This is a genomic window from Clostridium sp. M62/1, assembly GCF_020736365.1.
GTDB lineage: Bacteria > Bacillota > Clostridia > Lachnospirales > Lachnospiraceae > Otoolea > Otoolea saccharolyticum_A.
This window is the reverse complement of record NZ_CP085988.1, coordinates 2614636-2636783: the sequence shown is the minus strand read 5'-3', so window position 1 is coordinate 2636783 and position 22148 is coordinate 2614636. Positions and strand designations below refer to the sequence as shown.

Genomic DNA, 22148 nt, shown 5'->3' with positions numbered 1-22148 from the left:
TAACAGGTGGTTAAACGAGGTAAGTGTATGCCTTCGTCCTTTTACAGGACGAAGGTTTTTTTATTTCATAGGAAACTGCATTCCTATGAAACAAAAACGCTCCGCGAGGATCGCACTGCGGCGGAAAAGAACATGCCGCTGATGGGATCCGCCGCAGGCGGAGAATCCTGCGGGGCAGGATTCTATTTTAATATTTACTGCTTCTGCATACACGAAATTTCACCAGACAGGAGGAAAAAAGCATGTATGACAAGGTCTCTACCGACATGAATTTCGTGGAGAGAGAAAAAAAGACAGAGAAATTCTGGGCTGACAACAAGATTTTCGAGAAAAGTATCGAGAGCCGCAAGGAGGGCCCGACCTACACCTTTTACGACGGTCCGCCTACGGCAAACGGAAAGCCTCATATCGGCCACGTTCTGACACGTGTTATCAAGGATATGATCCCCAGATACCGCACCATGAAGGGCTACATGGTTCCCAGGAAGGCAGGATGGGATACCCATGGACTTCCGGTAGAGCTGGAAGTGGAGAAGATGCTGGGCCTTGACGGCAAGGAGCAGATCGAGCAGTACGGCCTGGAGCCATTCATCGGCCACTGCAAGGAGAGCGTCTGGAAGTATAAGGGGATGTGGGAGGATTTCTCCGCCACCGTCGGCTTCTGGGCTGACATGGATCACCCTTATGTAACTTATCACAATGATTTCATCGAGTCTGAGTGGTGGGCCTTAAAGCAGATCTGGGAGAAGGGGCTGCTCTATAAGGGATTCAAGATTGTGCCTTACTGTCCGCGCTGCGGAACACCTCTTTCCAGCCATGAGGTGGCTCAGGGCTACAAGGATGTAAAAGAGAAATCCGCTATCGCCAAATTTAAGGTAAAGGGCGAGGATGCCTATATCCTGGCCTGGACCACAACGCCCTGGACACTGCCCTCCAACGTGGCACTCTGCGTGAACCCGGATGAAACTTATGTGAAGGTCCAGATGAAGGAAGACGGAACCGTCTACTACCTGGCTCAGGCACTCTGCGACACCGTTCTCGGAGAGGGAAGCTACGAGGTGAAGGAGACCTACGTGGGAAAGGATCTGGAGTACAAGGAATATGAGCCGCTGTTTGACTGCGCTTCCAGCATCTGTGAAAAACAGCACAAGAAGGCATACTTTGTAACCTGCGATACGTATGTAACGCTGACAGACGGTACCGGAGTGGTTCACATTGCCCCTGCCTTCGGTGAGGACGACAGCAAGGTGGGAAGAAACTATGATCTTCCGTTTGTGCAGCTGGTGGATGCCAAGGGTGAGATGACAAAGGAAACTCCCTGGGCAGGAACCTTCTGCAAAAAGGCAGATCCGCTGGTGTTGAAGGATCTGGAGGAGAGAGGGCTCTTATTCTCCGCGCCGAACTTTGAGCACAGCTATCCCCACTGCTGGCGCTGTGATACTCCTCTCATCTACTATGCGAGAGAGTCCTGGTTTATCAAGATGACGGCGGTGAAGGACGATCTGATCCGCAACAACAATACCATCAACTGGATCCCTGAGAGCATCGGCAAGGGCCGTTTCGGCGACTGGCTGGAGAACGTACAGGACTGGGGCGTATCCAGAAACCGCTACTGGGGAACACCTCTCAATATCTGGGAGTGTGAGTGCGGATGCCAGCACTCTGTGGGAAGCATCGAGGAGTTAAAGAGCATGTCCGACAACTGTCCGGACGATATTGAGCTTCACCGTCCGTTTATCGACGCAGTGACCATCCGCTGCCCGAAGTGCGGAAAGGAGATGCACCGCGTTCCGGAGGTGATTGACTGCTGGTTTGACTCTGGCTCCATGCCGTTTGCTCAGCACCATTATCCCTTTGAGAACAAGGAGCTGTTTGAGCAGCAGTTCCCGGCCGACTTTATCTCCGAGGCCGTGGATCAGACGAGAGGCTGGTTCTATTCTCTGCTGGCCATCTCCACGCTTCTCTTCAACAAGGCTCCGTACAAAAACGTAATTGTCCTCGGCCATGTCCAGGATGAGAACGGACAGAAGATGAGCAAGTCCAAGGGAAATGCGGTGGATCCGTTTGACGCCCTGGCTACCTACGGTGCAGACGCCATCCGCTGGTATTTCTACATCAACAGCGCGCCGTGGCTGCCCAACCGCTTCCACGGAAAGGCCGTGATGGAGGGACAGAGAAAGTTCATGGGCACTCTCTGGAATACCTATGCATTCTTCGTGCTCTATGCGAATATAGATAACTTTGACGCCACAAAATATACACTGGAGTACGATAAGCTGCCGGTTATGGATAAGTGGCTGCTGTCCAAGTTAAACACCCTGATCAAGGAAGTGGACAGCAATCTTGGAAATTACAGGATCCCGGAGGCTGCGAGAGCCCTTCAAGACTTTGTGGATGATATGAGCAATTGGTACGTGAGAAGAAGCCGTGAGCGCTTCTGGGCCAAGGGAATGGAGCAGGACAAAATCAATGCCTACATGACGCTTTACACAGCTCTCGTGACTGTGTCGAAGGTGGCTGCTCCCATGATTCCGTTTATGTGCGAGGATATCTACCAGAATCTGGTCAGAAATATTGATAAGACGGCTCCTGAGAGCGTGCATCTGTGTGACTTCCCGGCTGCCGACGAAAGCCATATTGACAAGGAGCTGGAGGCCTACATGGATGAGGTCTTAAAGATTGTAGTCTTTGGCCGTGCTGCCAGAAATACGGCAAATATCAAGAACCGTCAGCCGATTGGAAAGATGTTTGTGAAGGCAGAGAGAGCGCTTCCTGAGTTCTATCAGGAGATCATTGAAGATGAGCTGAATGTTAAGACAGTGGAGTTTACAGACGATGTGCGCGCCTTCACCTCCTACAGCTTCAAGCCGCAGCTTAAGACAGTAGGCCCGAAATACGGAAAGCAGCTGGGCAATATCAGGAAGGCTCTCTCTGAGATCGACGGCAATGCTGCCATGGATACGCTGAATGAAAAGGGCGCACTGACCTTTGACTTTGACGGAGCAGAGGTGGTTCTCACGAAGGAGGATCTGCTGATCGACGCAGCCCAGGTTGAGGGATATGTCTCCGAGGGAGACAATACGGTGATGGTGGTGCTTGACACCAACCTGACGCCGGAGCTTCTCGAGGAAGGCTTTGTGAGAGAGATCATCAGCAAGATTCAGACCATGAGGAAGGAAGCAGGCTTCGAGGTGATGAACCACATCCGCGTCTTTGTAAACGGCAATGAGAAGATTGCAGAGATCTTTGCAGGGCACGGGGAAGAGATCAGAAGCGAAGTGCTGGCAGACGAGATTTTACCGGGACAGACAGGCGGATACGCAAAAGAGTGGAACATCAACGGGGAAAAGGTAATGCTCGGCGTTGAAAAGATTGGCTGATTTCGTCAGCCAAAATCCGGCGTTGCAGACCAGGCAGGGGGCAGCTTTTAGGCAGTGAGGGCAGCTTCCGGGCAGGCGGAAGGCAGGGCCGCGGCGGTATGGAACCGCCAGCGGCTTTCCGGACGCCGGAGAGTGAAAACCGCTTATCAGGAGGATAGAAGATGCAGACATTTGACAAGGAAACATTTAAAAAGAGCATAATTGACAATGTAAAGAACCAGTACAGGAAAACCATTGACGAGGCTACCCCGCAGCAGGTTTATCAGGCTGTCGCTTATGCCGTTAAGGATGTGATTATAGACGAATGGATTGCAACGCACAAGGCCTACGACCGCGATGATGCGAAGATCGTATACTATCTGTCCATGGAGTTTTTAATGGGACGTGCGCTGGGAAACAACATTATCAACATCGGAGCACAGAAGGAAATCAAGGAGGCTCTCGAGGAGCTGGGCTTTGATTTAAATGCCATTGAGGATCAGGAGCCGGATCCGGCGCTTGGAAACGGGGGCCTCGGAAGGCTCGCCGCCTGCTTTTTGGATTCCCTGGCGACTCTGGGTTATCCGGCCTACGGCTGCGGCATCCGCTACCACTACGGCATGTTCAAACAGAAGATTGAAAACGGTTACCAGCTGGAGGTGCCGGACGAGTGGCTGAAGAACGGCTATCCCTTTGAGCTTCGCCGGGCAGAGTACGCCACAGAGGTTAAATTCGGCGGCTATGTAAAGACGGTCTGGGAAAACGGCAGAAACCATTTTGTGCAGGAGGGATACCGCTCCGTTATGGCCATCCCCTACGACATGCCGATTGTGGGCTACGGCAACAACGTGGTAAACACTCTGCGTATCTGGGACGCACAGCCTCTCAATTCCTTCAGCCTTCAGGCTTTCGACAAGGGAGATTACCAGAAGGCGGTGGAAGAGGAAAATCTGGCCAAGAATCTGGTAGAGGTACTCTATCCCAACGACAATCACTATTCCGGCAAGGAGCTGCGCTTAAAGCAGCAGTACTTCTTCATCTCCGCCAGCGTGCAGAGAGCCGTTGCCAAGTACAAGGAAACACACAGCGATATCCATAAGCTGCCAGAGAAGGTGATTTTCCAGTTAAATGATACCCATCCGACTGTGGCTATCGCCGAGCTTATGAGAATCCTTCTGGATGTGGAGGGACTTGAGTGGGATGAGGCCTGGGCCATCACCACCAAGTGCTGTGCCTACACAAACCACACGATTATGTCCGAGGCTCTCGAGAAATGGCCGATCGAGCTGTTCTCCCGCCTGCTTCCGCGTATTTACCAGATCGTGGAGGAGATTAACCGCCGCTTCTTAATCGAGGTGGAAAAGAAGTATCCAGGCAACTATGAGAAAGTCAGAAAGATGGCCATTATCTTTGACGGACAGGTGAAGATGGCGCATCTGGCCATTGTAGCCGGCTTCTCTGTAAACGGCGTTGCGAAGCTGCACACGGAGATCTTAAAGCATCAGGAATTAAAAGATTTCTACGAGATGATGCCGGAGAAGTTCAACAACAAGACGAACGGCATTACCCAGAGAAGATTCCTGCTTCACGGAAATCCGGAGCTGGCAGCCTGGGTGACAGACAAGATCGGGGACGAGTGGATCACAGACCTGCCTCAGATTGCAAAGCTGAAGGTCTATGCAGACGACAAGAAGTGCCAGCAGGAATTTATGAATATCAAGTACCACAACAAGCTGCGCCTTGCAAAATACATCAAGGAGCACAACGGCATTGATGTAGATCCGAGATCGATTTTTGACGTGCAGGTGAAGAGACTTCACGAGTACAAGAGGCAGCTGTTAAACATCCTCCATGTAATGTATCTGTACAATCAGCTGAAGGATAATCCGAATATGGAGATGGTTCCGAGAACCTTCATCTTCGGAGCAAAGGCAGCGGCAGGCTATCAGATTGCCAAAAAGACCATCAAGCTCATCAATTCCGTGGCAGATGTGATCAACCACGATAAGTCGATTAACGGAAAGATCAAGGTGGTATTTATCGAAGACTACCGCGTGTCCAACGCAGAGATCATCTTTGCGGCAGCCGATGTGAGCGAGCAGATCTCCACAGCCAGCAAGGAGGCTTCCGGCACGGGAAATATGAAGTTCATGCTGAACGGAGCGCTGACTCTTGGAACCATGGACGGAGCCAATGTGGAGATTGTGGAGGAGGTTGGAAAGGAGAATGCATTCATCTTCGGACTTTCCTCCGACGAGGTGATCAATTACGAGAACAACGGCGGCTACAATCCGGTTGAAATCTTCAACACAGACCAGGAGATCAGACGGGTGCTGATGCAGCTGATCAACGGCTACTATGCACCGGAGGATCCGGAGCTGTTCAGGGATATCTATAACTCCCTGTTAAATACAAAGAACAGCGCAAAGGCGGACACCTACTTTATTCTCAAGGACTTCCGCTCCTACGCCGAGGCTCAGAAGCGCGTGGAGGAGGCCTACAAGAATCAGGAGTGGTGGGCAAAGGCGGCGCTCTTAAATACTGCCTGCTCAGGCAAGTTCTCCTCTGACAGAACCATTGAGGAGTATGTAAAGGACATCTGGCACCTTGACAAGGTGAAGGTGGAGCTGTAATCATAGCAGATAAGGAAAAAGCTGACAGGGATTCTGCCAGCTTTTTCCTTATCTCAGCATCTCATCTTTTTTCTCGAGAATGGCCGCTACGGCTGTGCAGGCCGGGCAGTCGCAGTATTTCGCTCCGGCAGCCCTGATTTCTCTGGCGTGGGCAGCTATCTGGCCAGCCTTGTCGCCAAACACTTTGATTCCTGCCTCAGACTCGGCAAAGGCTTCCAGCCCTTCGGCGGTCACAATATCGGCTTCCAGCTCTTTCAGGTACTGTCTTGTAGCCTCGGCCTCCCGGTCAGTTCCCGCTGCCTCCAGCCATGCCTTTGCCGCAGCCTTTGCCTCCGCGCAGCAGCTGGCAGAATTCATAAGTTCGTGGGACTTTTCACTTACATAGTTCAGCAATTCTTTTTCCATAATGAAAATCTCCTTTCCAGTTCTGAAATTTAATTGGATTTTACCATAATTTTTACTAAATTTCAATTGTGATCGTCATTCGCCGCCGGCGCCCGAAGGGAGCCAAAACACAACTGCGGCGAGTGCACCTCCCTCGGAGAGAATAGCATATCCGAATGATATGATGGAAAGTCAGCCAGTCATAAATCTGCACAGAGACACATAAACTGTAAAAACAGCTGGAACCTTTTTCTGTCCTCTTTTCTTCAGCTGATATGCACGCCAGATCTTTTATTTACCTCAGAATGTCCAGAACACATTTGAAACGTACAGAAAATAATTTTCAGAAATGGAGTGGTTTTCCTATGAAGCGTATCGCAGCAGTGTGTGTGGCGTCACTGATCTTTCCCTATGTCCTAACGATGGCGTGGACAGGCCGTCAGGGGGGAACGGCAATGGCAGGTGTTGTGTCATCCTCGCAGATAGGAGAGGGAGAGCGGGTGATTGTCCTGGATCGGGAAGGGGCAGAGCAGCCAGTTCTTCTTGAGGAGTATCTGATCGGCATTGTTGCTGAGCAGATTCCGGCAGAGTATGAGCTGGAGACAATCAAGGCCCAGATGATCATTGCCAGGACGTACCTGTACGGGGTTATGGGGGAGGAGCATTCAATACCGGAATCGGCTCTGGATCTGGATATTCTGACTGAGAGCGGCATGCAGGAGCTCTGGGGAAAGGATTATTTCCTCCGGTATTACAACAAGTTTGCAGATGCGGCGAAAGAAACAGAGGGGCAGATCCTTACCTTTGACGGCAGCCCTATTGATCCGCTGTTCCACGGGATCAGCGCGGGAAAGACAAGAGAGGGGGATGAGCTGCATCCATACCTGGTCTCTGTCGACTGTCCGGAGGATGTGAATTCGCCGGGGTATCTGACAGTGGAGACGTTTACGCCGGAGGAGTTCTGTAAACGATTAAACGGGATGGAAAATTCGCCTGAGCTGTCTGCGGACACTGCTTTTGAAAGTATACAGATTGTGGAAAAGGACGGCGCCGGGTACGTCAGCCAGGTGAAGGCGGGAGAGAAGCTGTACACAGGGGAGGAGATCCAGTACGCTCTGGGCCTCAAATCCTGCGCCTTCTCCTTTGAGAAGATGGAATCGGGAATCCGCTGCGTCACTGAGGGAAGTGGACACGGCTACGGCTTTGATCAGTGGGGGGCAAATGAGAAGGCGAAGGAGGGATATACAGCGGAGGAACTGCTGAAATTTTACTATAAAAATATTGTTTTGATTTCTGAATAAGTCGCCTCGGTTTGGTAAGAATATTACCGAGGTGATAAGCGTGAAAAAAAAGATGAACCAGCTGCTCAGGGACAAAGTTCTTCTGGGAATGATGGTATTAGGCCTGCTGACTATTGTTGCCGCAGCAGGGACAGTGAAATTCAGACAGGGAAGCGATAGAGTGGAGGAAAATCCATATCTGGAGGTCCCGGAAACGGGCGGGTACATTGTGGAGCAGAACCCGCAGCCGCAGGCTGAGGAAAAATCAGCAGAAAATGCCGCCGAGGCTACAGATGAGGACACAAAGGTGGCAGGAAGCTCCAATGCAGAGTATTCAAAGGAAGACAAAAAGGATACCGGTGGAGAAGCTGCAGACAGAGAGGCCGATGCAGGAGCAGAAGCCTCAGGCACCAGCGCCAAAGCACTGACCCTTGATTTCAAGGAGACTGACAAGCTGGCCTGGCCTGTAATGGGAAATATTATCCTCGATTACAGCATGGATACGACAATCTATTTTCCGACTCTGGATCAGTACAAATGCAATCCGGCTCTGATTATCCAGAGCGATGTGAGCAGCCCTGTCCTGGCGCCCGCCAATGCCCGGGTTACAGAATGCGGCTCTAATGAGGAGATCGGCAACTATGTCGTCATGGATCTGGGCAACGAGTACACTGCGATCTGCGGCCAGCTTAAGGATGTGAAGGCTGTGGAGGGGGAATACCTCTATAAGGGCGATACCATCGGATATGTGGCGGAACCCACAAAATATTATTCCATTGAGGGGAATAATGTATTCTTCGAGCTCAGGCAGGGCGGACAGCCTGTTGATGCCCTGGATTACCTGGAGTAGGAAGCGGCAGGCTGTGAGCTGGCTTAGCCAGAGTGAAAGAAAAAATGCGCTCTGAACGGAAGTAATTGCAGATTCCGCTCGGAGCGTTTTTTTCTGGGACAAAAGAACGTCAAGGAGGAAAACAGAGGTTTGTTCAGTCTGTGAAAGGAGAAGGAAAAAAGGCTGCAAAGCTCTGCGTCATAAATCCAGAGATACTGGAATGAACGAGAGGGCTCCGGGTAATAAGTTCCGTGTCAAATCCGGTTGACATATTCTCAGGAAAAAGTTAAGATCATAAAAGGAGAAGGTTCTGCCCTGAAAATCGACAGGAGAGGATAAGGCTGGGGCGTCTGCAGAAGCAGGGCAGAAGGAGAAAGCAGAGAGGCCGCGGCCTGTATATGGGGAGACAGACATGAATATAGAAGTTCTCAGGAAAAATTTTGAAAGACACGAGTTTCAGACTTCTTTTTTCCAGACAAAAGAGGAGGCAGCCAATTATCTGGAGAGGGAGATCCGCGGATGCCGTGTTGCCTTTGGAGGTTCCATGACGCTTAAGGAGATGGGGCTTGACCGTGTGCTGGCTGAGGAAAATGAGGTGATCTGGCACTGGCTGACACCGGGGATGGATACACTCCTGCGGGCGAGAGCTGCCGATATTTACATAACCAGTGCGAATGGAGTTTCGGAGACAGGGGAACTTGTAAATATTGACGGAAATGGAAACCGGGTGTCAGAAACACTGTTCGGCCCTAAAAAAGTGTTTTTTGTGGTGGGTTCAAACAAGATCACTCCCGACCTGAACAGTGCATGGCAGAGGGCCAGGAATGTGGCGGCTCCTCTGAATGCGAAGCGCCTTCAGGCAGATACGCCCTGCGCGGCGGGAGACTGCTGCTATGAATGTTTGAGCCCCTCAAGACTTTGCCGCGCCACGGTAATTCTGGAGCGCCCGGTTAATGGGATGGAGGCAGAGGTGGTATTTGTCAATGAGCCTCTGGGATATTAGAAGATCAGACAGCTGAGAGCAGGCGGAAACGAAAGTATTCGGAAGCACTGCATGGTATTAGACAACAAGGAGAGAATAAGACAATGAATATTTTATTTTTTTTAACACCCAAGAGCGATGTAGCTTTTATTTACGAGGATGAAACTCTGAAGGAGGCCCTTGATAAAATGGAGCGTTACCAGTATGCGGCCATGCCGATTATCACCCGTCAGGGCAGATATGTGGGAACGATCACAGAGGGGGATCTGCTGTGGGGTATTAAAAATAAATTTGACTTTACTTTTAAGGGACTGGATCGGGTCCAGGTGACAGAGGTACCGAGAAGGCTGGACAATCAGCCAGTACTGGCGGGATGTGCCATGGAGGATTTGCTGGGCAAGGCAATGAATCAGAACTTTGTTCCTGTACTGGACGATCAGAAAAATTTCATCGGCATTGTCACCAGAAAAGAGATTATCAAATATCTGAGCAGACAGTCAAAGAGAGCCGAGGCCTGAAAGCCTGACGGGGGCCGAAGGGAGCCAAGACACTCCTGCGGCGAGTGTGCATCCCCCGGAGAGATACGTATTCGGAGGAGACGGCATAATAAACAGAGAGGGGCAGTCAGCATAAAAGCTGACTGCCCCTCTCTGTCAGAAAGCAGAAAATTTCTGACGTTAAAATTTTTTCCAGGTATCCCTCACAAACAGAATCAGAAGAGGAAAAATTTCAAGCCTTCCGGCCAGCATATCAAATATCAGTACACATTTTGCGCCGTTAGAAAACAGGCCGAAATTCTGGGCGGGGCCTACCATCTCAAGGCCGGGTCCGATATTGTTCAGGGTGGCCGCTACAGCTGTAAAATTTGTCACAAGATCCTGATTGTCAAAGCCCACAAGAAGGACAGAAAAAGAAAATATGAGGACATAGGCAATCATAAAAACATTGATGGAGCGGACCACCTCGTGCTCCACAACCTTCCCGTCCATGGAAATTTTGCGCACTGCCTTTGGATGGAGGAAATGGTGAAGCTCCTTGTTAATTGTCTTAAGAAGGATAACAAAGCGGGAAACCTTGATTCCGCCGCCGGTACTTCCGGCGCAGGCACCGACAAACATCAGCATCACCAGGATGGTCTTGGACACCTGAGGCCATGTGTTGAAATCGGTAGTGGCGTAGCCGGTTGTGGTGATGATGGAACCGACCTGGAAGGCTGCCTGCTGGAAGGCCTGTGCGACGGAAGGATAAAAGTCTTTAATATTAATGGTGATAATAACAATCGCGGCGGCGATAATTCCCAGGTAGCAGCGAACCTCTTCCATGCGGAAGGCTTTTTTGGGCTTTCGCAGCAGAAGAAGGAAATAAAAGCTGAAGTTTACGCCAAACAGGATCATAAACACGGTTACGACATTCTGAAGATAGGGCGAATACCCTGCCATACTGTCGTTTTTGATTCCGAAGCCTCCTGTTCCTGCTGTTCCGAAGGAGAGGGTCAGAGTGTCAAACAGAGGCATCCCTCCTGCCAGAAGAAGCAGGATCTCAAGCAGCGTCAGCGCGATATAGATAGAATACAGGATTTTGGCAGTGGACTGCAGCTTAGGAACCAGCTTTTCCACAGAGGGACCCGGGCTTTCTGCCTTCATCAGATTCATGTGATAGCCTCCTGTAAGAGGAAGCAGGCTCAGGATAAAGACGAGAACGCCCATTCCGCCGATCCAGTGAGTAAAGCTTCGCCAGAACAGAATGCAGTAGGGCAGGCTCTCCACATCGCTGAATATGCTGGCTCCCGTGGTGGTAAAGCCGGAGACTGTTTCAAACAGAGCATCAACGGGATTGGATGTTGCGCCGCTGAACAGGAAAGGCAGAGAACCCATCACGCTCATCACAATCCAGCTCAGAGAAACAGAGATAAATCCCTCTTTTGTGTAGAAAACCATGTTTTTAGGCTTTCGGATGGTGAGAGGAACTCCAATCACAAAGCAGAGAGCCATTGTGACAACAAAAGCAAAACCGGCTTTCTCCCCGTAGATCACAGCTGTCAGGCAGGGCAGAAGCATAAAAAGCCCTTCGAAGTTCAGAATCCATCCCACAATATAGGAAATCATGGAATAATTCATACCATCACCTCCTGCCTTCCAGAATGTCCAGAATATCGTGGCGGCCTCTCTCGAGAGTAACCACAATAACGGAATCCCCTACCTGGATGGAGTCGCTGCCTCCAGGAATAAAGGCCTGTTCCCCGCGGCGGATACAGCAGATCAGGTATCCCGGCTTCAGTCTGAGTTCAGACAGCGGAATATTTGTCACGGGACAGGACTCCAGAATGGAAAATTCAAGGGCCTCCACCCGGTTGTCCAGAAGCCGGTAAAGGGTTTCAATCGTATTGGCTGCAGAATGGCGCATGGTGCGTATATGCTGGATAATATAGTCGGCGGTCAGATACTTGGGATAGATCACGCTTCCGATGTCCAGCTCCTCAATAATATCATCAAAGGCCAGGCGGTTCACCTTGGAAATCAGCTTTGCGCCGGATTTTTTTTTTGCGAACAGGGCTAAAAGGATATTCTCCTCGTCCAGATTAGTCAGCGTCACAAAAGCCTCCGCCTGGCCGAGGCCTTCCTCCATCAGAAGGTGCCGATCGGTTCCGTCTCCGTGGATAACGGTCACATCCTCTGGAAGCATTTCGCTCAGAAATTCACATCTCTCCAGATTGTTTTCCACGATGCGGATTCTCATGCCGGTTTTGGAGAGCTGTTTGGCCAGATAATAGCCGATGGTGCCTCCGCCGACAATGATAACGCTTTTCACAGGAGCTGCCGGAAGGGAGAAGGCCTTGAGAAAACGAACGACATTGTCCCCTGCCGCAACAAAGGAGATGGTGTCGTTTTCACGGAGGACGAAGCTGCCGTCTGGAATATAGACTGTATCATCGCGTTCCACTGCACAGACCAGAATATCACTTCCTGAGCGCTTTGGAAGATCCATTACCTTCATCCCACCTACAGGAATGCGTCTGTCCAGCTTCAGCTTGACGAGCTGGATTCTGCCGCCTGAAAAGTTATCTACCTTGATAGCGGCCGGGAAACGCAGAAGCCTTGAAATTTCAAGGGCAGTCGCAAGCTCGGGATTGATGATCATGGAAACGCCCATCTGCGCTTTGATAAAATCGATCTCCTGGCTGTACATGGGGTTTCTCACTCTGGCCACTGTCTGGCACCGGCTGGCCTTTTTGGCGATCAGGCAGCAGAGCAGGTTCAGCTCATCAGAACCGGTGACAGAGATCAGAATGTCCGCCTGCTCTACGCCTGCTTCCTGAAGTGTGCTGATGCTGGCACCGTTGCCCGTGATGCCGAGAACGTCCAGATCCTCCGTCACTTCCTGAATTTTTTTGGGATTTGTGTCAATAACTGTGATGTTATGCGCCTCAGTGGCAAGCTGCTCCGTCAGAGTTCGCCCGACCTTGCCGCAGCCGATAATGATAATTTTCATAATACACCTCGTCTGTCAGATTTATCTGCAGTAATGAAGATACAGCGGCTCTGCCTCCGGCCCTTTTGTCAGGGCAGCCAGGAAAACAGTTACTGCGATAAAACAAGTTAAGAAAAGCCTGCTGCACGTAAGCTATTATAGCAAAGTAGGAGAGGAAAAGGAAGTTAAGAAAGAAGGAATATAGGGAAAATCAGAAGGGCAGGGTAAAGAATGATAAGGGGACGGCGGGATGGAGACTCTAAAAATCTCAGCCGGCCTGCAGGGAACAGCAAACAGGCAGTCTGGCATATCATAAAATTGTAAGCGAATCAGGAAAGGGCATATAAAGTATGAATTGCTATGAGCAGCAGTATTCTGACGGATTTCGGGAAGAAAGCCCAAGATCCGTGCGCCGTCAGCTTGAAGACAGCGTTCAGGCGGACTGGCGTCAGGCAGGGAGCGTGGTATTTGACTCGGATGCTTCCATAAACGGAGCTGCCGGGCAGCAGGAAATGCAGCATCAGGAGCTGTGCGGCATGGGAGGCTATGACGATATGAACTGGGGGTTTCAGAGCTTTCAGTCCTCCTCTTACGCGGCACCCTGCGGCGGCAGTATGAGGTCAGACGGAAGAGACGGGTCATCCGCTTCTGTCCGGGTATTCATGCCGGGAAGCAAGGAGGAGGCAGGAAGAATGAGAGACCGCTCTGAATGCAGCCTTCCGTTCAACCCAGCTGATTTTCCAGTGGGAATGTCCTATGTTCCAATGCAGAAATGGAGCAGACCATATGAGATGGAGACAGGATTTGCAAGAGGAACGATTTTCCCTGAACTCGATCTGCCATTTTTAAAGGGGAGGTGCAGGTAATGGCTGTGGGAAACAGTGGAATGGAAAGAAATATGGGAGAGTGGACGAAAGAGGCCCTGAGACAGAGGCTTTGCCAGGCCAGCTTTGCCATGGATGACGTGCTCTTATACCTGGACACTCACCCGGAGGATCAGGAGGCTCTCAGCTATTACCATTATGTAGTCGGACTCCGGGATGAGGCTATGGATGCCTGGCAGCGTCAGTACGGACCGCTGATGGTAGATGCCGTACAGAGTACAGACCGCTGGACGTGGATAACAGAAAAATGGCCGTGGGAAGGGGAGGTGTAGAGTATGTGGAGATATGAGAAAAGACTTCAGTATCCTGTAAAAATTACTCAGACGAATCCTAAGATGGCGCAGTTTATTATGAGCCAGTATGGCGGGCCGGACGGCGAGATCGGCGCGTCCATGCGTTATCTCTCCCAGCGCTACACCATGCCCTATGCAGAGGCAAAGGGCCTTCTTACGGATATCGGTACGGAGGAGCTGGCCCATATGGAAATTGTGGCGGCGATTATCCATCAGCTCACAAAGAACCTGACACCAGAGCAGATTGAGGAGTCCGGCTTTGGCCCGTATTACATCGATCACACAACCGGAATCTGGCCTCAGGCTGCGGGAGGCATTCCGTTTAACGCCTGTGAGTTCCAGAGCAAAGGGGACGCCATTACAGATTTGCATGAGAATATGGCAGCAGAGCAGAAAGCCCGCACCACCTATGACAATATCCTGCGGGTGGTAAGAGACCCGGAGGTATGTGATCCCATCCGCTACCTGAGAGAGAGGGAAATCGTTCACTTCCAGCGCTTCGGCGAAGCTCTGAGAATTCTGCAGGATCATCTGGACAGCAAGAACTTCTACGCATTTAATCCTGAATTTGACAAAAATTAGTAATACAACAGAGCAGGGCAGAAACAGGAAAACGGCAGGAAGCCGGTGACAGAGAAGAATCAGGCAAAGGAGGCCAGAAGGAACAGGAAGGATTCAAAAAGGCTGCCGCCGGCCATGCAGCTCTCCGTGTCAGTGCAGAGCATCTGGTTAAAAAGCGGGCGGCAGCCAGATTGAGTCGGGGAGCCGGTTCCTAAACAGGGCCTCCAGCCTGAGGCTTTCCTTTCACGCAGCCGGGAAAATCAGAATTTTTTAAGGCAGCAGAGTCAGTCCTTGCTGATTCACTGCCGCTGTAATAGCCGTTGCCCTGCAAATCCAATCCCGGATGCAGTCTGTCCCTGTAATCTCCGTTCATAAGCTCATCAGAGGTGGTTCCGCATTCATAGGCTCCTTTGGGAATGGTCCTCACAGCCTTTGTACTTCTAGCCTGTCTCATAAATATTCTCCTTTTTCTGTGTGTTTTTCTGTGTCTGTGAAACCCTATGCTGCTGCATATTCAGGAATAGTATGGACAGAATATAAGAAAATCATTAAAACAAGGGAAGAGGCTGCTGGGAACTGTGATGTAATTGAAAAGAGGATCGTTAGCCGCCCGGACTGTATCATCTTCGGAAAGTTTTGTGTGATATTTTAGCATCATAGTATAATATGAATTAATCACCAGAAATGAGCAATCCCCTTGTATTTACAAGCAAAACTCCCATTTTACCTGCCAATAAAAGGGCGCAAAAAAATGGAAGCAATGGGGCTCGAACCCATGACCTCTCGCGTGTGAGGCGAACGCTCATCCCGGCTGAGCTATGCTTCCATGTCTATTATTATAGCATTAATATCAAAAAAAGCAAGAAATTTATAAAAACTTTTCCAAATTAAATCAATTTTTCTTTTTTCTATGTTCTTTTTGAGATTTGTATACCGTTTATCCATTGGAAGAAAACCCGAAGACAACCGGACGGCCGGAAGTGCGCATCTCAAGTCCGCTGTCGCAAAACTTCTGGAGAATTCCCGGAAAGGGGCGGAAGAAATCTTCCAGCCCCTTTTTAAATCTCGTCTGTTAATCTTTCTGATCCCAGGCAGCATGATTTAAGATATCTGCTATTTTTTCTACTGTTTCTCTGTCAGGCCCTTCTATCACGAGATCTTTTCCCTCCCGATAGAGATCGGCGAACATATTGATCTGGCGCACAGGATCTATAAAGCCTGCACGGACAGATTCAGCTTTCTGAACGGTCGGACAGCAGGCGCGGGCAGTCCAGACGCCGTTTTCAGAGCATATGATAGCTTCCGTATTAAACATAGATTTTTCTCCTTAGATATTTTAATTTTCCAGTTCACACAGGGCCTGTTCATATGCCTGGCGGGTATGCGCATCAAAGCAGACCATAAAGACCTCTCTGAGAGATGGGTTTTCCCCGAGAAAGCCCAGAATGACGGAGACGGCAATCCGCGCGGCCCGGTCGACGGGAAAACGGTAGATCCCGGTGCTGATGGAAGGAAAAGCTATGGAAGAAAGGCCGTAGGATACAGCCAGTTCAAGACTGCTTCTGTAGCAGGAAGCCAGAAGCTCTTCCTCTCCGTGGGAGCCCCCGTTCCAGACGGGGCCCGGAGTGTGAATGACATACCTGGCAGGAAGCCGGTAGCCCTTTGTAATTTTGGCCATACCCGTCCGGCAGCCGTGAAGCGTCCGGCACTCGGCGAGGAGTTCAGGCCCTGCCGCCCGGTGAATGGCTCCATCTACCCCGCCGCCGCCGAGCAGAGAGGTGTTGGCCGCATTGACAATGGCATCTGTGCAGCACTTTGTAATATCACCTGAAATTATTTTAAATCCCATGGACAGCCTCCTTAAAGCATTTCCAAAAATCAAGGAACCTATTGTCCCTCTGTACATACCATATATTATAAATGGAAATTAATCAAGGAGATATTAAATATGTGTTGTTTTAGAAGATGTAATAACTGTGGATGCAATTCCGGATGCAGAAGAAGGTGCTGCCGCTGCTGTACAGTATGCTGCGATGACGGCGGAAACTCCAATACCTGCTGCGGAAACTCTAATTCCTGCTGTGGAAATTCCAATACCTGCTGCGGAAACTCTAACTCCTGCCGCTGCGGAAATTCTGATTACAGAAATGGCTTCAATGACGGTTTTTCAGCAGGCTACCAGAGCGGCTTTGACGCAGGAATTGCCAACTGCGTGATGCCTCTTAGCGGTTCCGCCTCTGCAAGCGGCTGCGGGTGCAGCTCCGGCACAACCGCTTCCTCTTTTTTTGACGCTTCCGCGTCAGGCGGCTTTTACTAGGCGACCCGTTTTTTCTCTGCTCCAGAAGGAAAATCCTGAGTGAGCCACGAAGGAAAAGAATGCCGGAAGAAAGATGTGAGGAAAAATACAGAAATAATTGAAATCAAAGAAACAAAAAAATTGCACTGTCGAGGCTGCCATCGCTCACGGCCCCGCCCCCTGAATCCGGGGGCGGACAGTTCCAGCTGATTTTTTTCTGGCGGGAGGGCAAAATATTTTTTTCTCTCCCGCATGACAGAATCCTTGCAAAAATGGTGAAACAAAAGTGAAGGGGCGGCGTTCACAGTTATTCATAGATTCCTTACCATTCGTTCAAATTTTGTTTACATTTTCTACAAATCAGGTACATAAATGATACCTATACTATAACTGTAAAGAACAGATACATCTCGACAAGAGAGTAATATTTTTTTCATAATAAGCCGGGCGGCCATAGCTGCCCGGCTCCTCCTCATTTCAGGGCATTTTACCGCCGGCGCTGTCACTGACGCTTTAAGATCTTCATGTGTTTTTTATACGCTTCCGGCAGAGATTTCAAGTCTTTTTCCCTTTTTCCTCAGATAAAATAGATTAGAGAAGCTGCGAGCCCATTCCGGAATTACAATCTGGAAAGCTCCAAGGCCAATCCTCCCGGTGTATTCAGAGGTCTTTCCTGTTGAACCCCTGTAGGCTGTATGATAAAATGGCGGAGTGCAGGAAGAAGCGGAGGCTTCGGACAGAAACAGCAGGGAACGAAGGATTCAATACACAGGAAAGAAGGAAAAAGGAGAACCTATATGGACAGAGCATTTGAGACAACCGTATTCAGAATTCCGGTGATCCGCAGGGCGTCGCAGGCTGGGGAACTTTTCTGGGCAAATCCCAAAAAGAAGCCGGCAGAGGAGATGTGCCGGGAATTTAAGGATGGACAGGGAAGGATACTGGGATATGAAGATATAGAGGATGCAGAGAGAAGGCTGTCTTATTTTGGGCCGCTGATTGCCCGCTGTTTTCCGGAGACGGCCAAGGAGGGAGGGATCATTGAGTCCCCACTTGTTCCCATTCGGTGGATGGAGCAGTTCCTGAAGTCGGATAACAGGAAAGATGGAGAGGGATTTTCCTGCTTTCTGCCAAAAGAGGAGATGGCTCTGCCTTTTAGAGGCTTTGGAGGCAGGCTCTTTTTGAAGGAGGACAGCCATCTTCCCATCGCAGGTTCTGTAAAAGCGCGGGGAGGCATCTATGAAATTCTGAAACATACGGAGGAAATTGCCGGGAAGGCAGGACTTCTCAGAAAAGGGGACTCCAGCGAGATACTTCTGTCAGAAAGGTGCCGGGAGTTTCTCGGCAGCCACACAGTTCAGGCCGGTTCAACGGGAAATCTGGGGCTGAGTATCGGGATTATGAGCGCTGCCCTGGGATATAAAACAGTAATTCATATGTCATCCGATGCCAGGAAATGGAAAAAAGAGCTTTTGAGAAAACATGGAGTAACAGTAAGAGAATACAGTTCAGACTACAGCGGGGCTGTCAGGGAGGGCAGGAGGCTTTCCGCTCTCGATCCGTCCAGCTACTTTGTAGATGATGAAAACTCCAGAAATCTGTTCCTGGGGTACGCAGCCGCGGCTGTCCGGCTGAAGCGCCAGCTCTTAGACGAGGGAGTGGAGCCGGACAGGGAGAGACCGCTTTTTGTCTATCTTCCGTGCGGAGTAGGCGGCGCGCCGGGGGGAATTGCCTTTGGACTGAAAATGATTTTCGGCGATTCTGTGCACTGTTTTTTTGCAGAACCAGTGCAGTCACCCTGTATGCTGGCAGGCATGGCCACAGGACTTCACAGCAGAATAAGCGTGCAGGACATCGGACTTACGGGGAAAACCCACGCCGATGGGCTGGCTGTGGGACGCCCGTCCGGCTTTGTGGGAACTGTGATGGAGCCAATGCTGGATGGGATTTTTACAGTCAAAGATTTTAGACTGTATCACTACATGAGGGCACTTATGAGGACGGAGGGCATTTTTGCAGAACCCAGCGCCTGTGCAGGATTTCTGGGGCCTCAGCTTTTAGATGCCATGCTGGAGGCCTGCAGAGAAAAACAGGAGAAGGAGCTTCCGGCCTTTCTTCGGGCGTACAGAAAAAACAGAGAGAGCGCGGTTCATATCGTGTGGGCGACAGGTGGAAGTCTGGTGCCGGCAAACGTCAGGGAAGAGTTTCTCGGAACCTTTTTAGACTAGATGGCGGGCTGTATCTGTAAATGCACCGGCCGCCTGGCTTCTGCCGGCATCCTGCCTGTGCCGGGGAGTACCCTACCGGTAAACCGCTGCGCCCACAAGGCCGCAGATTCCCATAACGAGTATGGGATTCAGATGCACTTTTCTGACAAGAATCAGAGCAGATAAAAAAATGGCGGCTGCAATCCAGTTCAGATTTTGCATCATATTTGAAATTTTAGCAAGTGGGTCTGTGCTTCCCGCCATGTTTTCACCGCTCCAGGAAAAGGCCATAACGATAATCGTCATGGCGGCTGAGACGATAAGTCCCGCAGATGCCGCCTTCAGCCCCTTTAACAGTTTCAGCCCATACTCTGATTTTTTATAGCGGTCAAAGACGCGGCAGAGTATAAGAGATATCACGAAGCCGGAAAACACGCATCCCAGAGTCGCCGCGACGGCTCCGGGGATGCCGCCTATCTGCAGTCCCACGAAGGTGGAGGTATTGACAGCCAGAGGGCCGGGCGTCATCTGTGAAATCGTGATAATGTCTGTGAATTCCTGAATGGAAAGCCACCCTCTCAGATCGACGACATGTTCCTGGATAAGAGGGATAACTGCGTATCCTCCGCCGATGCTGAACAGTCCTATCTGAAGAAAATCTGTGAGAAGTTCTAAAATAGTATTCATTTCATCCTCCCAAATTAAGCCCCTGTGCCGCTTTCCTGTCTGCTGCTTCTGTGGTTTTTGAGCCATACAGTTCCGATGCAGATGACACAGCAGAAAATCAGAATAACGGCCACATTGATGTTCAGAAAAAAGCTGCTGATGAAGGCAGCTGGAATCATGGCAGTGAGAAGCAGTGACTTTTCCTGCATAACCATCCGCACCATGTCGATAATCAAATCTACAATCAGAGCGGCCACCCCGGCTTCCATTCCCTTTAACACTGCCCCCACCAGCTGATTCTGGGAAAATGCCGCATACCAGGCGGAGATCACAGACAGGATGAGCAGGGCCGGAATGACAGAGGCGATACAGCTCACTGCGGCTCCCGCCATTCCGGCTGTCTTGTACCCGGCCAGGGTGGAGAGATTTACGGCAATCGCGCCGGGGGAGGACTGAGAGATGGCGGCCAGCTCCATCACCTCCTCCTCGGAGAGATATTTCTTTTTCTGGACAAAATATTTGCGGATCATGGGAATCACCACATATCCGCCGCCAAAGGTAAATGAACTGATGAACAGGTTTATGAAAAACAGCCATGCAAGCCGCTTCAGCTTTCCGTCAGCCACAAAAGCACCTCCTATATCTCATGTGCTGTCTCAGAGAAATTGAAAATCCCGTCTGCCGGAGCCGTTTTTTGTCCGGTTTCGGGACTCATTGTCAGACCTGCCTATTATAATGCTTGAAAATATATAAGTAAAATTATATAATTTTATCATATTAATAACTAAATAGTAATATATGACCGGAATGCAAAAGGAGGATATTTCCATGACGATCCGTCATCTTTTTATATTCAAGACCGTCTGTGAGGAAGAAAGCATCACAGGGGCAGCGGGAAAGCTGTTTATGACACAGCCGGCTGTATCTCACGCGGTTGCCGAGCTGGAAGGGGAGGCCGGCACGCCGCTTTTTGACCGTGTCGGCAGAAAAATCAGACTGAACAGGAGAGGAGAGCTGATCTACGAAAAGGCCTGCACTGTGCTGGAGGTGTATGGGGACCTGCAAAAGAGCATGAAGGATCTGGAACACCGCCTGGCTCTTCGGATTGGTTCCAGTATAACCATCGCCAATTTCTGGCTGCCCGGGCTGATCCGGAAGTTTACGGATGCTTTTGGGAGTATTCAGGTCAGGGTGACGGTAGACAGCGCCCGTTCTATTGCCAGGTGTCTGGAGGACAGTGAAATCGATCTGGCTCTGATTGAGGGGGCTTCCTATCAGGAGAAGTTTGAAAGCATCCCCTTTTCTTCCTACCGGGTGATTCCTCTCTGTTCCAGAAAATATATGGAGGAACGGCTAAGGCCGGCTGCAGCCGAAAGGGCAGGAGGAGACAGGGAGAAGACGGGGAAAATGGCGGGAAAGCTGGTGCTGCCTGCGAAAGCCTTGTCAGGGGAAAGTCTGCTTCTTCGGGAAAAGGGGAGCGCGATACGTGATGTATTGGACGGCGCAATGCTCCAGCAGGATTTGGAGCTTCCGGCATCCTGGGTCAGCGTCAATTCCCAGTCGCTTATCAGTGCTGCTGTATCGGGTCTTGGGATCACCTTCCTTCCGGATATAATGGCGGAGGAGTTTTTGAAAAACGGCAGCCTGGTCACCTTTGAAATAGAGGGAGTTGAACTGCGAAATGAAAACCATCTGGCGATTCCCAGGGGAAGATACCTTTCTGCCCCCATGAAGGGCTTCGTGGAGCTGGTCACAGGCGGAGAGAAAAACCAGGCTTTTTACAATGCTGCACCGGTGCTGCGCTGAGAGAGCCTGGAAAAGGCTTCAGGGAGTATTCAGAGCCGTCCTTTGTTCTATTCCAGCCTCCTTGTACATATAAATTAATTATATTCATAATCATGATCCGCCATTTCACTGTTCAAAATGACTGCTGAAAAGAAAAGCATAAGACTGACAGGCGACAGGCATATTGCCGTCAATAGATTGTAATGGAAAAGGAGAAAGAAACATGCCCAGAGGAAGAAAAAAAACATGTACAGAAAAGCTGGAAGAGCTCAGGACGGCCATCTCTTCTCAGGAGGCGCAGCTCAGGGAGCTGAGGCAGCAGGAAAAGGAGCTTTTGAGGCAGAAGAAAGAGGAGGAGCTTCGCCAGATTGTGGAAATTATGGAGGAGAGAAACATGACGCCGGGAGAGCTGGTGGAGATTCTGAACAGTCCGCTGCAGGATGAGCGGTAGGTGAGCTGTAAGGAAAAAATAAGGGAAAGGACTCTGATTTTTCACAATTCTGTGATAAGGTATAACTGAA

At 50.3% G+C, this 22148-nt stretch carries 21 protein-coding genes and 1 tRNA gene; 13 read left to right on the top strand and 9 right to left on the bottom strand.

Features of this window, described 5'->3' with window-relative positions:
* Positions 1 to 242: 242 nt before the first annotated feature.
* Together ileS and LK436_RS12390 are read left to right on the top strand one after the other, a co-directional pair.
* Positions 243 to 3380, top strand: coding sequence for an isoleucine--tRNA ligase (ileS, locus tag LK436_RS12395; protein ID WP_008396087.1), 3138 nt, complete (start codon positions 243 to 245; stop codon positions 3378 to 3380).
* Positions 3381 to 3541: 161 nt separating this feature from the next.
* A complete protein-coding gene (locus LK436_RS12390) occupies positions 3542 to 5992 on the top strand; it encodes a glycogen/starch/alpha-glucan phosphorylase (RefSeq protein WP_008396086.1) in 2451 nt (816 codons plus the stop codon).
* Positions 5993 to 6040: 48 nt separating this feature from the next.
* On the opposite strand, the gene LK436_RS12385 is transcribed toward LK436_RS12390, so the two are convergent.
* The gene (locus LK436_RS12385) at positions 6041 to 6397 is read right to left on the bottom strand and encodes a hypothetical protein (protein WP_015545169.1); all 357 of its coding nucleotides are present in this window, start codon (positions 6395 to 6397) and stop codon (positions 6041 to 6043) included.
* Between the two features lie 344 nt (positions 6398 to 6741).
* Here LK436_RS12385 and LK436_RS12380 point away from each other — a divergent pair, with 344 nt between their 5' ends.
* From LK436_RS12380 to LK436_RS12365, 4 genes are all read left to right on the top strand, one after another.
* On the top strand, positions 6742 to 7677 hold the full coding sequence (locus tag LK436_RS12380; RefSeq protein WP_008396084.1) for a SpoIID/LytB domain-containing protein: 936 nt from the start codon (positions 6742 to 6744) through the stop codon (positions 7675 to 7677).
* 40 nt (positions 7678 to 7717) lie between these two features.
* Positions 7718 to 8506, top strand: a complete 789-nt coding sequence (locus tag LK436_RS12375) for a M23 family metallopeptidase (RefSeq protein WP_021966069.1) — start codon at positions 7718 to 7720, stop codon at positions 8504 to 8506.
* Positions 8507 to 8897: 391 nt separating this feature from the next.
* Entirely contained in the window at positions 8898 to 9488 is a 591-nt protein-coding gene (locus LK436_RS12370; protein ID WP_227910060.1) for a lactate utilization protein, read from the top strand.
* Positions 9489 to 9571: 83 nt separating this feature from the next.
* A complete protein-coding gene (locus LK436_RS12365; RefSeq protein ID WP_008396075.1) occupies positions 9572 to 9985 on the top strand; it encodes a CBS domain-containing protein in 414 nt (137 codons plus the stop codon).
* Between the two features lie 159 nt (positions 9986 to 10144).
* Here the strand turns inward: LK436_RS12365 and LK436_RS12360 are convergent, their stop codons facing one another.
* Together LK436_RS12360 and trkA are read right to left on the bottom strand one after the other, a co-directional pair.
* On the bottom strand, positions 10145 to 11584 hold the full coding sequence (locus LK436_RS12360) for a TrkH family potassium uptake protein (RefSeq protein WP_008396074.1): 1440 nt from the start codon (positions 11582 to 11584) through the stop codon (positions 10145 to 10147).
* Positions 11585 to 11588: 4 nt separating this feature from the next.
* Complete coding sequence (gene trkA, locus LK436_RS12355) at positions 11589 to 12956, bottom strand: Trk system potassium transporter TrkA (RefSeq protein WP_008396073.1); 1368 nt, start codon at positions 12954 to 12956, stop codon at positions 11589 to 11591.
* Positions 12957 to 13285: 329 nt separating this feature from the next.
* Here trkA and LK436_RS12350 point away from each other — a divergent pair, with 329 nt between their 5' ends.
* Genes LK436_RS12350 through LK436_RS12340 form a run of 3 tightly spaced genes read left to right on the top strand, consistent with a single transcriptional unit; the run spans position 13286 to position 14694 of the window.
* The gene (locus LK436_RS12350) at positions 13286 to 13801 is read left to right on the top strand and encodes a spore coat associated protein CotJA (protein ID WP_008396071.1); all 516 of its coding nucleotides are present in this window, start codon (positions 13286 to 13288) and stop codon (positions 13799 to 13801) included.
* The gene (locus LK436_RS12345) at positions 13801 to 14091 is read left to right on the top strand and encodes a spore coat protein CotJB (protein WP_008396070.1); all 291 of its coding nucleotides are present in this window, start codon (positions 13801 to 13803) and stop codon (positions 14089 to 14091) included. The genes LK436_RS12350 and LK436_RS12345 overlap by 1 nt, the downstream gene beginning before the upstream one ends.
* Before the next feature lie 3 nt (positions 14092 to 14094).
* Entirely contained in the window at positions 14095 to 14694 is a 600-nt protein-coding gene (locus LK436_RS12340) for a manganese catalase family protein (RefSeq protein WP_008396069.1), read from the top strand.
* A gap of 190 nt (positions 14695 to 14884) precedes the next feature.
* On the opposite strand, the gene LK436_RS12335 is transcribed toward LK436_RS12340, so the two are convergent.
* The 4 genes from LK436_RS12335 to LK436_RS12320 all read right to left on the bottom strand — a co-directional run bounded on the left by LK436_RS12335 (position 14885) and on the right by LK436_RS12320 (position 16522).
* Positions 14885 to 15127: a hypothetical protein gene (locus LK436_RS12335; RefSeq protein WP_008396067.1), complete on the bottom strand. Its 243-nt coding sequence runs from the start codon at positions 15125 to 15127 to the stop codon at positions 14885 to 14887.
* A 298-nt stretch (positions 15128 to 15425) separates the two neighbouring features.
* Positions 15426 to 15499 (bottom strand) — tRNA-Val (locus LK436_RS12330).
* A 246-nt stretch (positions 15500 to 15745) separates the two neighbouring features.
* Positions 15746 to 15988, bottom strand: coding sequence for a hypothetical protein (locus LK436_RS12325; protein WP_008396065.1), 243 nt, complete (start codon positions 15986 to 15988; stop codon positions 15746 to 15748).
* A 21-nt stretch (positions 15989 to 16009) separates the two neighbouring features.
* Positions 16010 to 16522, bottom strand: a complete 513-nt coding sequence (locus LK436_RS12320) for an O-acetyl-ADP-ribose deacetylase (RefSeq protein ID WP_008396064.1) — start codon at positions 16520 to 16522, stop codon at positions 16010 to 16012.
* Between the two features lie 99 nt (positions 16523 to 16621).
* Here LK436_RS12320 and LK436_RS12315 point away from each other — a divergent pair, with 99 nt between their 5' ends.
* Both LK436_RS12315 and LK436_RS12310 read left to right on the top strand, forming a co-directional pair.
* Positions 16622 to 16990: a hypothetical protein gene (locus LK436_RS12315; RefSeq protein ID WP_008396063.1), complete on the top strand. Its 369-nt coding sequence runs from the start codon at positions 16622 to 16624 to the stop codon at positions 16988 to 16990.
* Between the two features lie 674 nt (positions 16991 to 17664).
* Positions 17665 to 19197 (top strand): D-serine ammonia-lyase, encoded by a 1533-nt coding sequence (locus tag LK436_RS12310; protein WP_008396060.1) that lies wholly within the window; start codon positions 17665 to 17667, stop codon positions 19195 to 19197.
* Positions 19198 to 19269: 72 nt separating this feature from the next.
* On the opposite strand, the gene LK436_RS12305 is transcribed toward LK436_RS12310, so the two are convergent.
* Together LK436_RS12305 and LK436_RS12300 are read right to left on the bottom strand one after the other, a co-directional pair.
* Entirely contained in the window at positions 19270 to 19863 is a 594-nt protein-coding gene (locus LK436_RS12305) for a chromate transporter (protein WP_008396059.1), read from the bottom strand.
* A gap of 14 nt (positions 19864 to 19877) precedes the next feature.
* Positions 19878 to 20468, bottom strand: a complete 591-nt coding sequence (locus LK436_RS12300) for a chromate transporter (protein ID WP_008396058.1) — start codon at positions 20466 to 20468, stop codon at positions 19878 to 19880.
* A 202-nt stretch (positions 20469 to 20670) separates the two neighbouring features.
* Here LK436_RS12300 and LK436_RS12295 point away from each other — a divergent pair, with 202 nt between their 5' ends.
* Together LK436_RS12295 and LK436_RS12290 are read left to right on the top strand one after the other, a co-directional pair.
* Entirely contained in the window at positions 20671 to 21648 is a 978-nt protein-coding gene (locus LK436_RS12295; protein WP_015545178.1) for a LysR family transcriptional regulator, read from the top strand.
* A 202-nt stretch (positions 21649 to 21850) separates the two neighbouring features.
* Entirely contained in the window at positions 21851 to 22078 is a 228-nt protein-coding gene (locus LK436_RS12290) for a hypothetical protein (protein ID WP_008396054.1), read from the top strand.
* Positions 22079 to 22148: the final 70 nt, after the last annotated feature.

Bases quoted from the DNA above. Each gene is read 5' to 3' on its own strand.
- LK436_RS12310 (WP_008396060.1), top strand. From the start codon at position 17,665: ATGATAAAATGGCGGAGTGCAGGAAGAAGCGGAGGCTTCGGACAGAAA.
- LK436_RS12305 (WP_008396059.1), bottom strand. From the start codon at position 19,863: ATGAATACTATTTTAGAACTTCTCACAGATTTTCTTCAGATAGGACTG.
- LK436_RS12385 (WP_015545169.1), bottom strand. From the start codon at position 6,397: ATGGAAAAAGAATTGCTGAACTATGTAAGTGAAAAGTCCCACGAACTT.
- LK436_RS12370 (WP_227910060.1), top strand. From the start codon at position 8,898: ATGAATATAGAAGTTCTCAGGAAAAATTTTGAAAGACACGAGTTTCAG.
- LK436_RS12335 (WP_008396067.1), bottom strand. From the start codon at position 15,127: ATGAGACAGGCTAGAAGTACAAAGGCTGTGAGGACCATTCCCAAAGGA.
- LK436_RS12350 (WP_008396071.1), top strand. From the start codon at position 13,286: ATGAATTGCTATGAGCAGCAGTATTCTGACGGATTTCGGGAAGAAAGC.
- LK436_RS12390 (WP_008396086.1), top strand. From the start codon at position 3,542: ATGCAGACATTTGACAAGGAAACATTTAAAAAGAGCATAATTGACAAT.
- LK436_RS12320 (WP_008396064.1), bottom strand. From the start codon at position 16,522: ATGGGATTTAAAATAATTTCAGGTGATATTACAAAGTGCTGCACAGAT.
- LK436_RS12290 (WP_008396054.1), top strand. From the start codon at position 21,851: ATGCCCAGAGGAAGAAAAAAAACATGTACAGAAAAGCTGGAAGAGCTC.
- LK436_RS12345 (WP_008396070.1), top strand. From the start codon at position 13,801: ATGGCTGTGGGAAACAGTGGAATGGAAAGAAATATGGGAGAGTGGACG.
- LK436_RS12380 (WP_008396084.1), top strand. From the start codon at position 6,742: ATGAAGCGTATCGCAGCAGTGTGTGTGGCGTCACTGATCTTTCCCTAT.
- LK436_RS12315 (WP_008396063.1), top strand. From the start codon at position 16,622: ATGTGTTGTTTTAGAAGATGTAATAACTGTGGATGCAATTCCGGATGC.
- LK436_RS12365 (WP_008396075.1), top strand. From the start codon at position 9,572: ATGAATATTTTATTTTTTTTAACACCCAAGAGCGATGTAGCTTTTATT.
- LK436_RS12360 (WP_008396074.1), bottom strand. From the start codon at position 11,584: ATGAATTATTCCATGATTTCCTATATTGTGGGATGGATTCTGAACTTC.
- trkA (WP_008396073.1), bottom strand. From the start codon at position 12,956: ATGAAAATTATCATTATCGGCTGCGGCAAGGTCGGGCGAACTCTGACG.
- LK436_RS12325 (WP_008396065.1), bottom strand. From the start codon at position 15,988: ATGTTTAATACGGAAGCTATCATATGCTCTGAAAACGGCGTCTGGACT.
- LK436_RS12340 (WP_008396069.1), top strand. From the start codon at position 14,095: ATGTGGAGATATGAGAAAAGACTTCAGTATCCTGTAAAAATTACTCAG.
- LK436_RS12295 (WP_015545178.1), top strand. From the start codon at position 20,671: ATGACGATCCGTCATCTTTTTATATTCAAGACCGTCTGTGAGGAAGAA.
- ileS (WP_008396087.1), top strand. From the start codon at position 243: ATGTATGACAAGGTCTCTACCGACATGAATTTCGTGGAGAGAGAAAAA.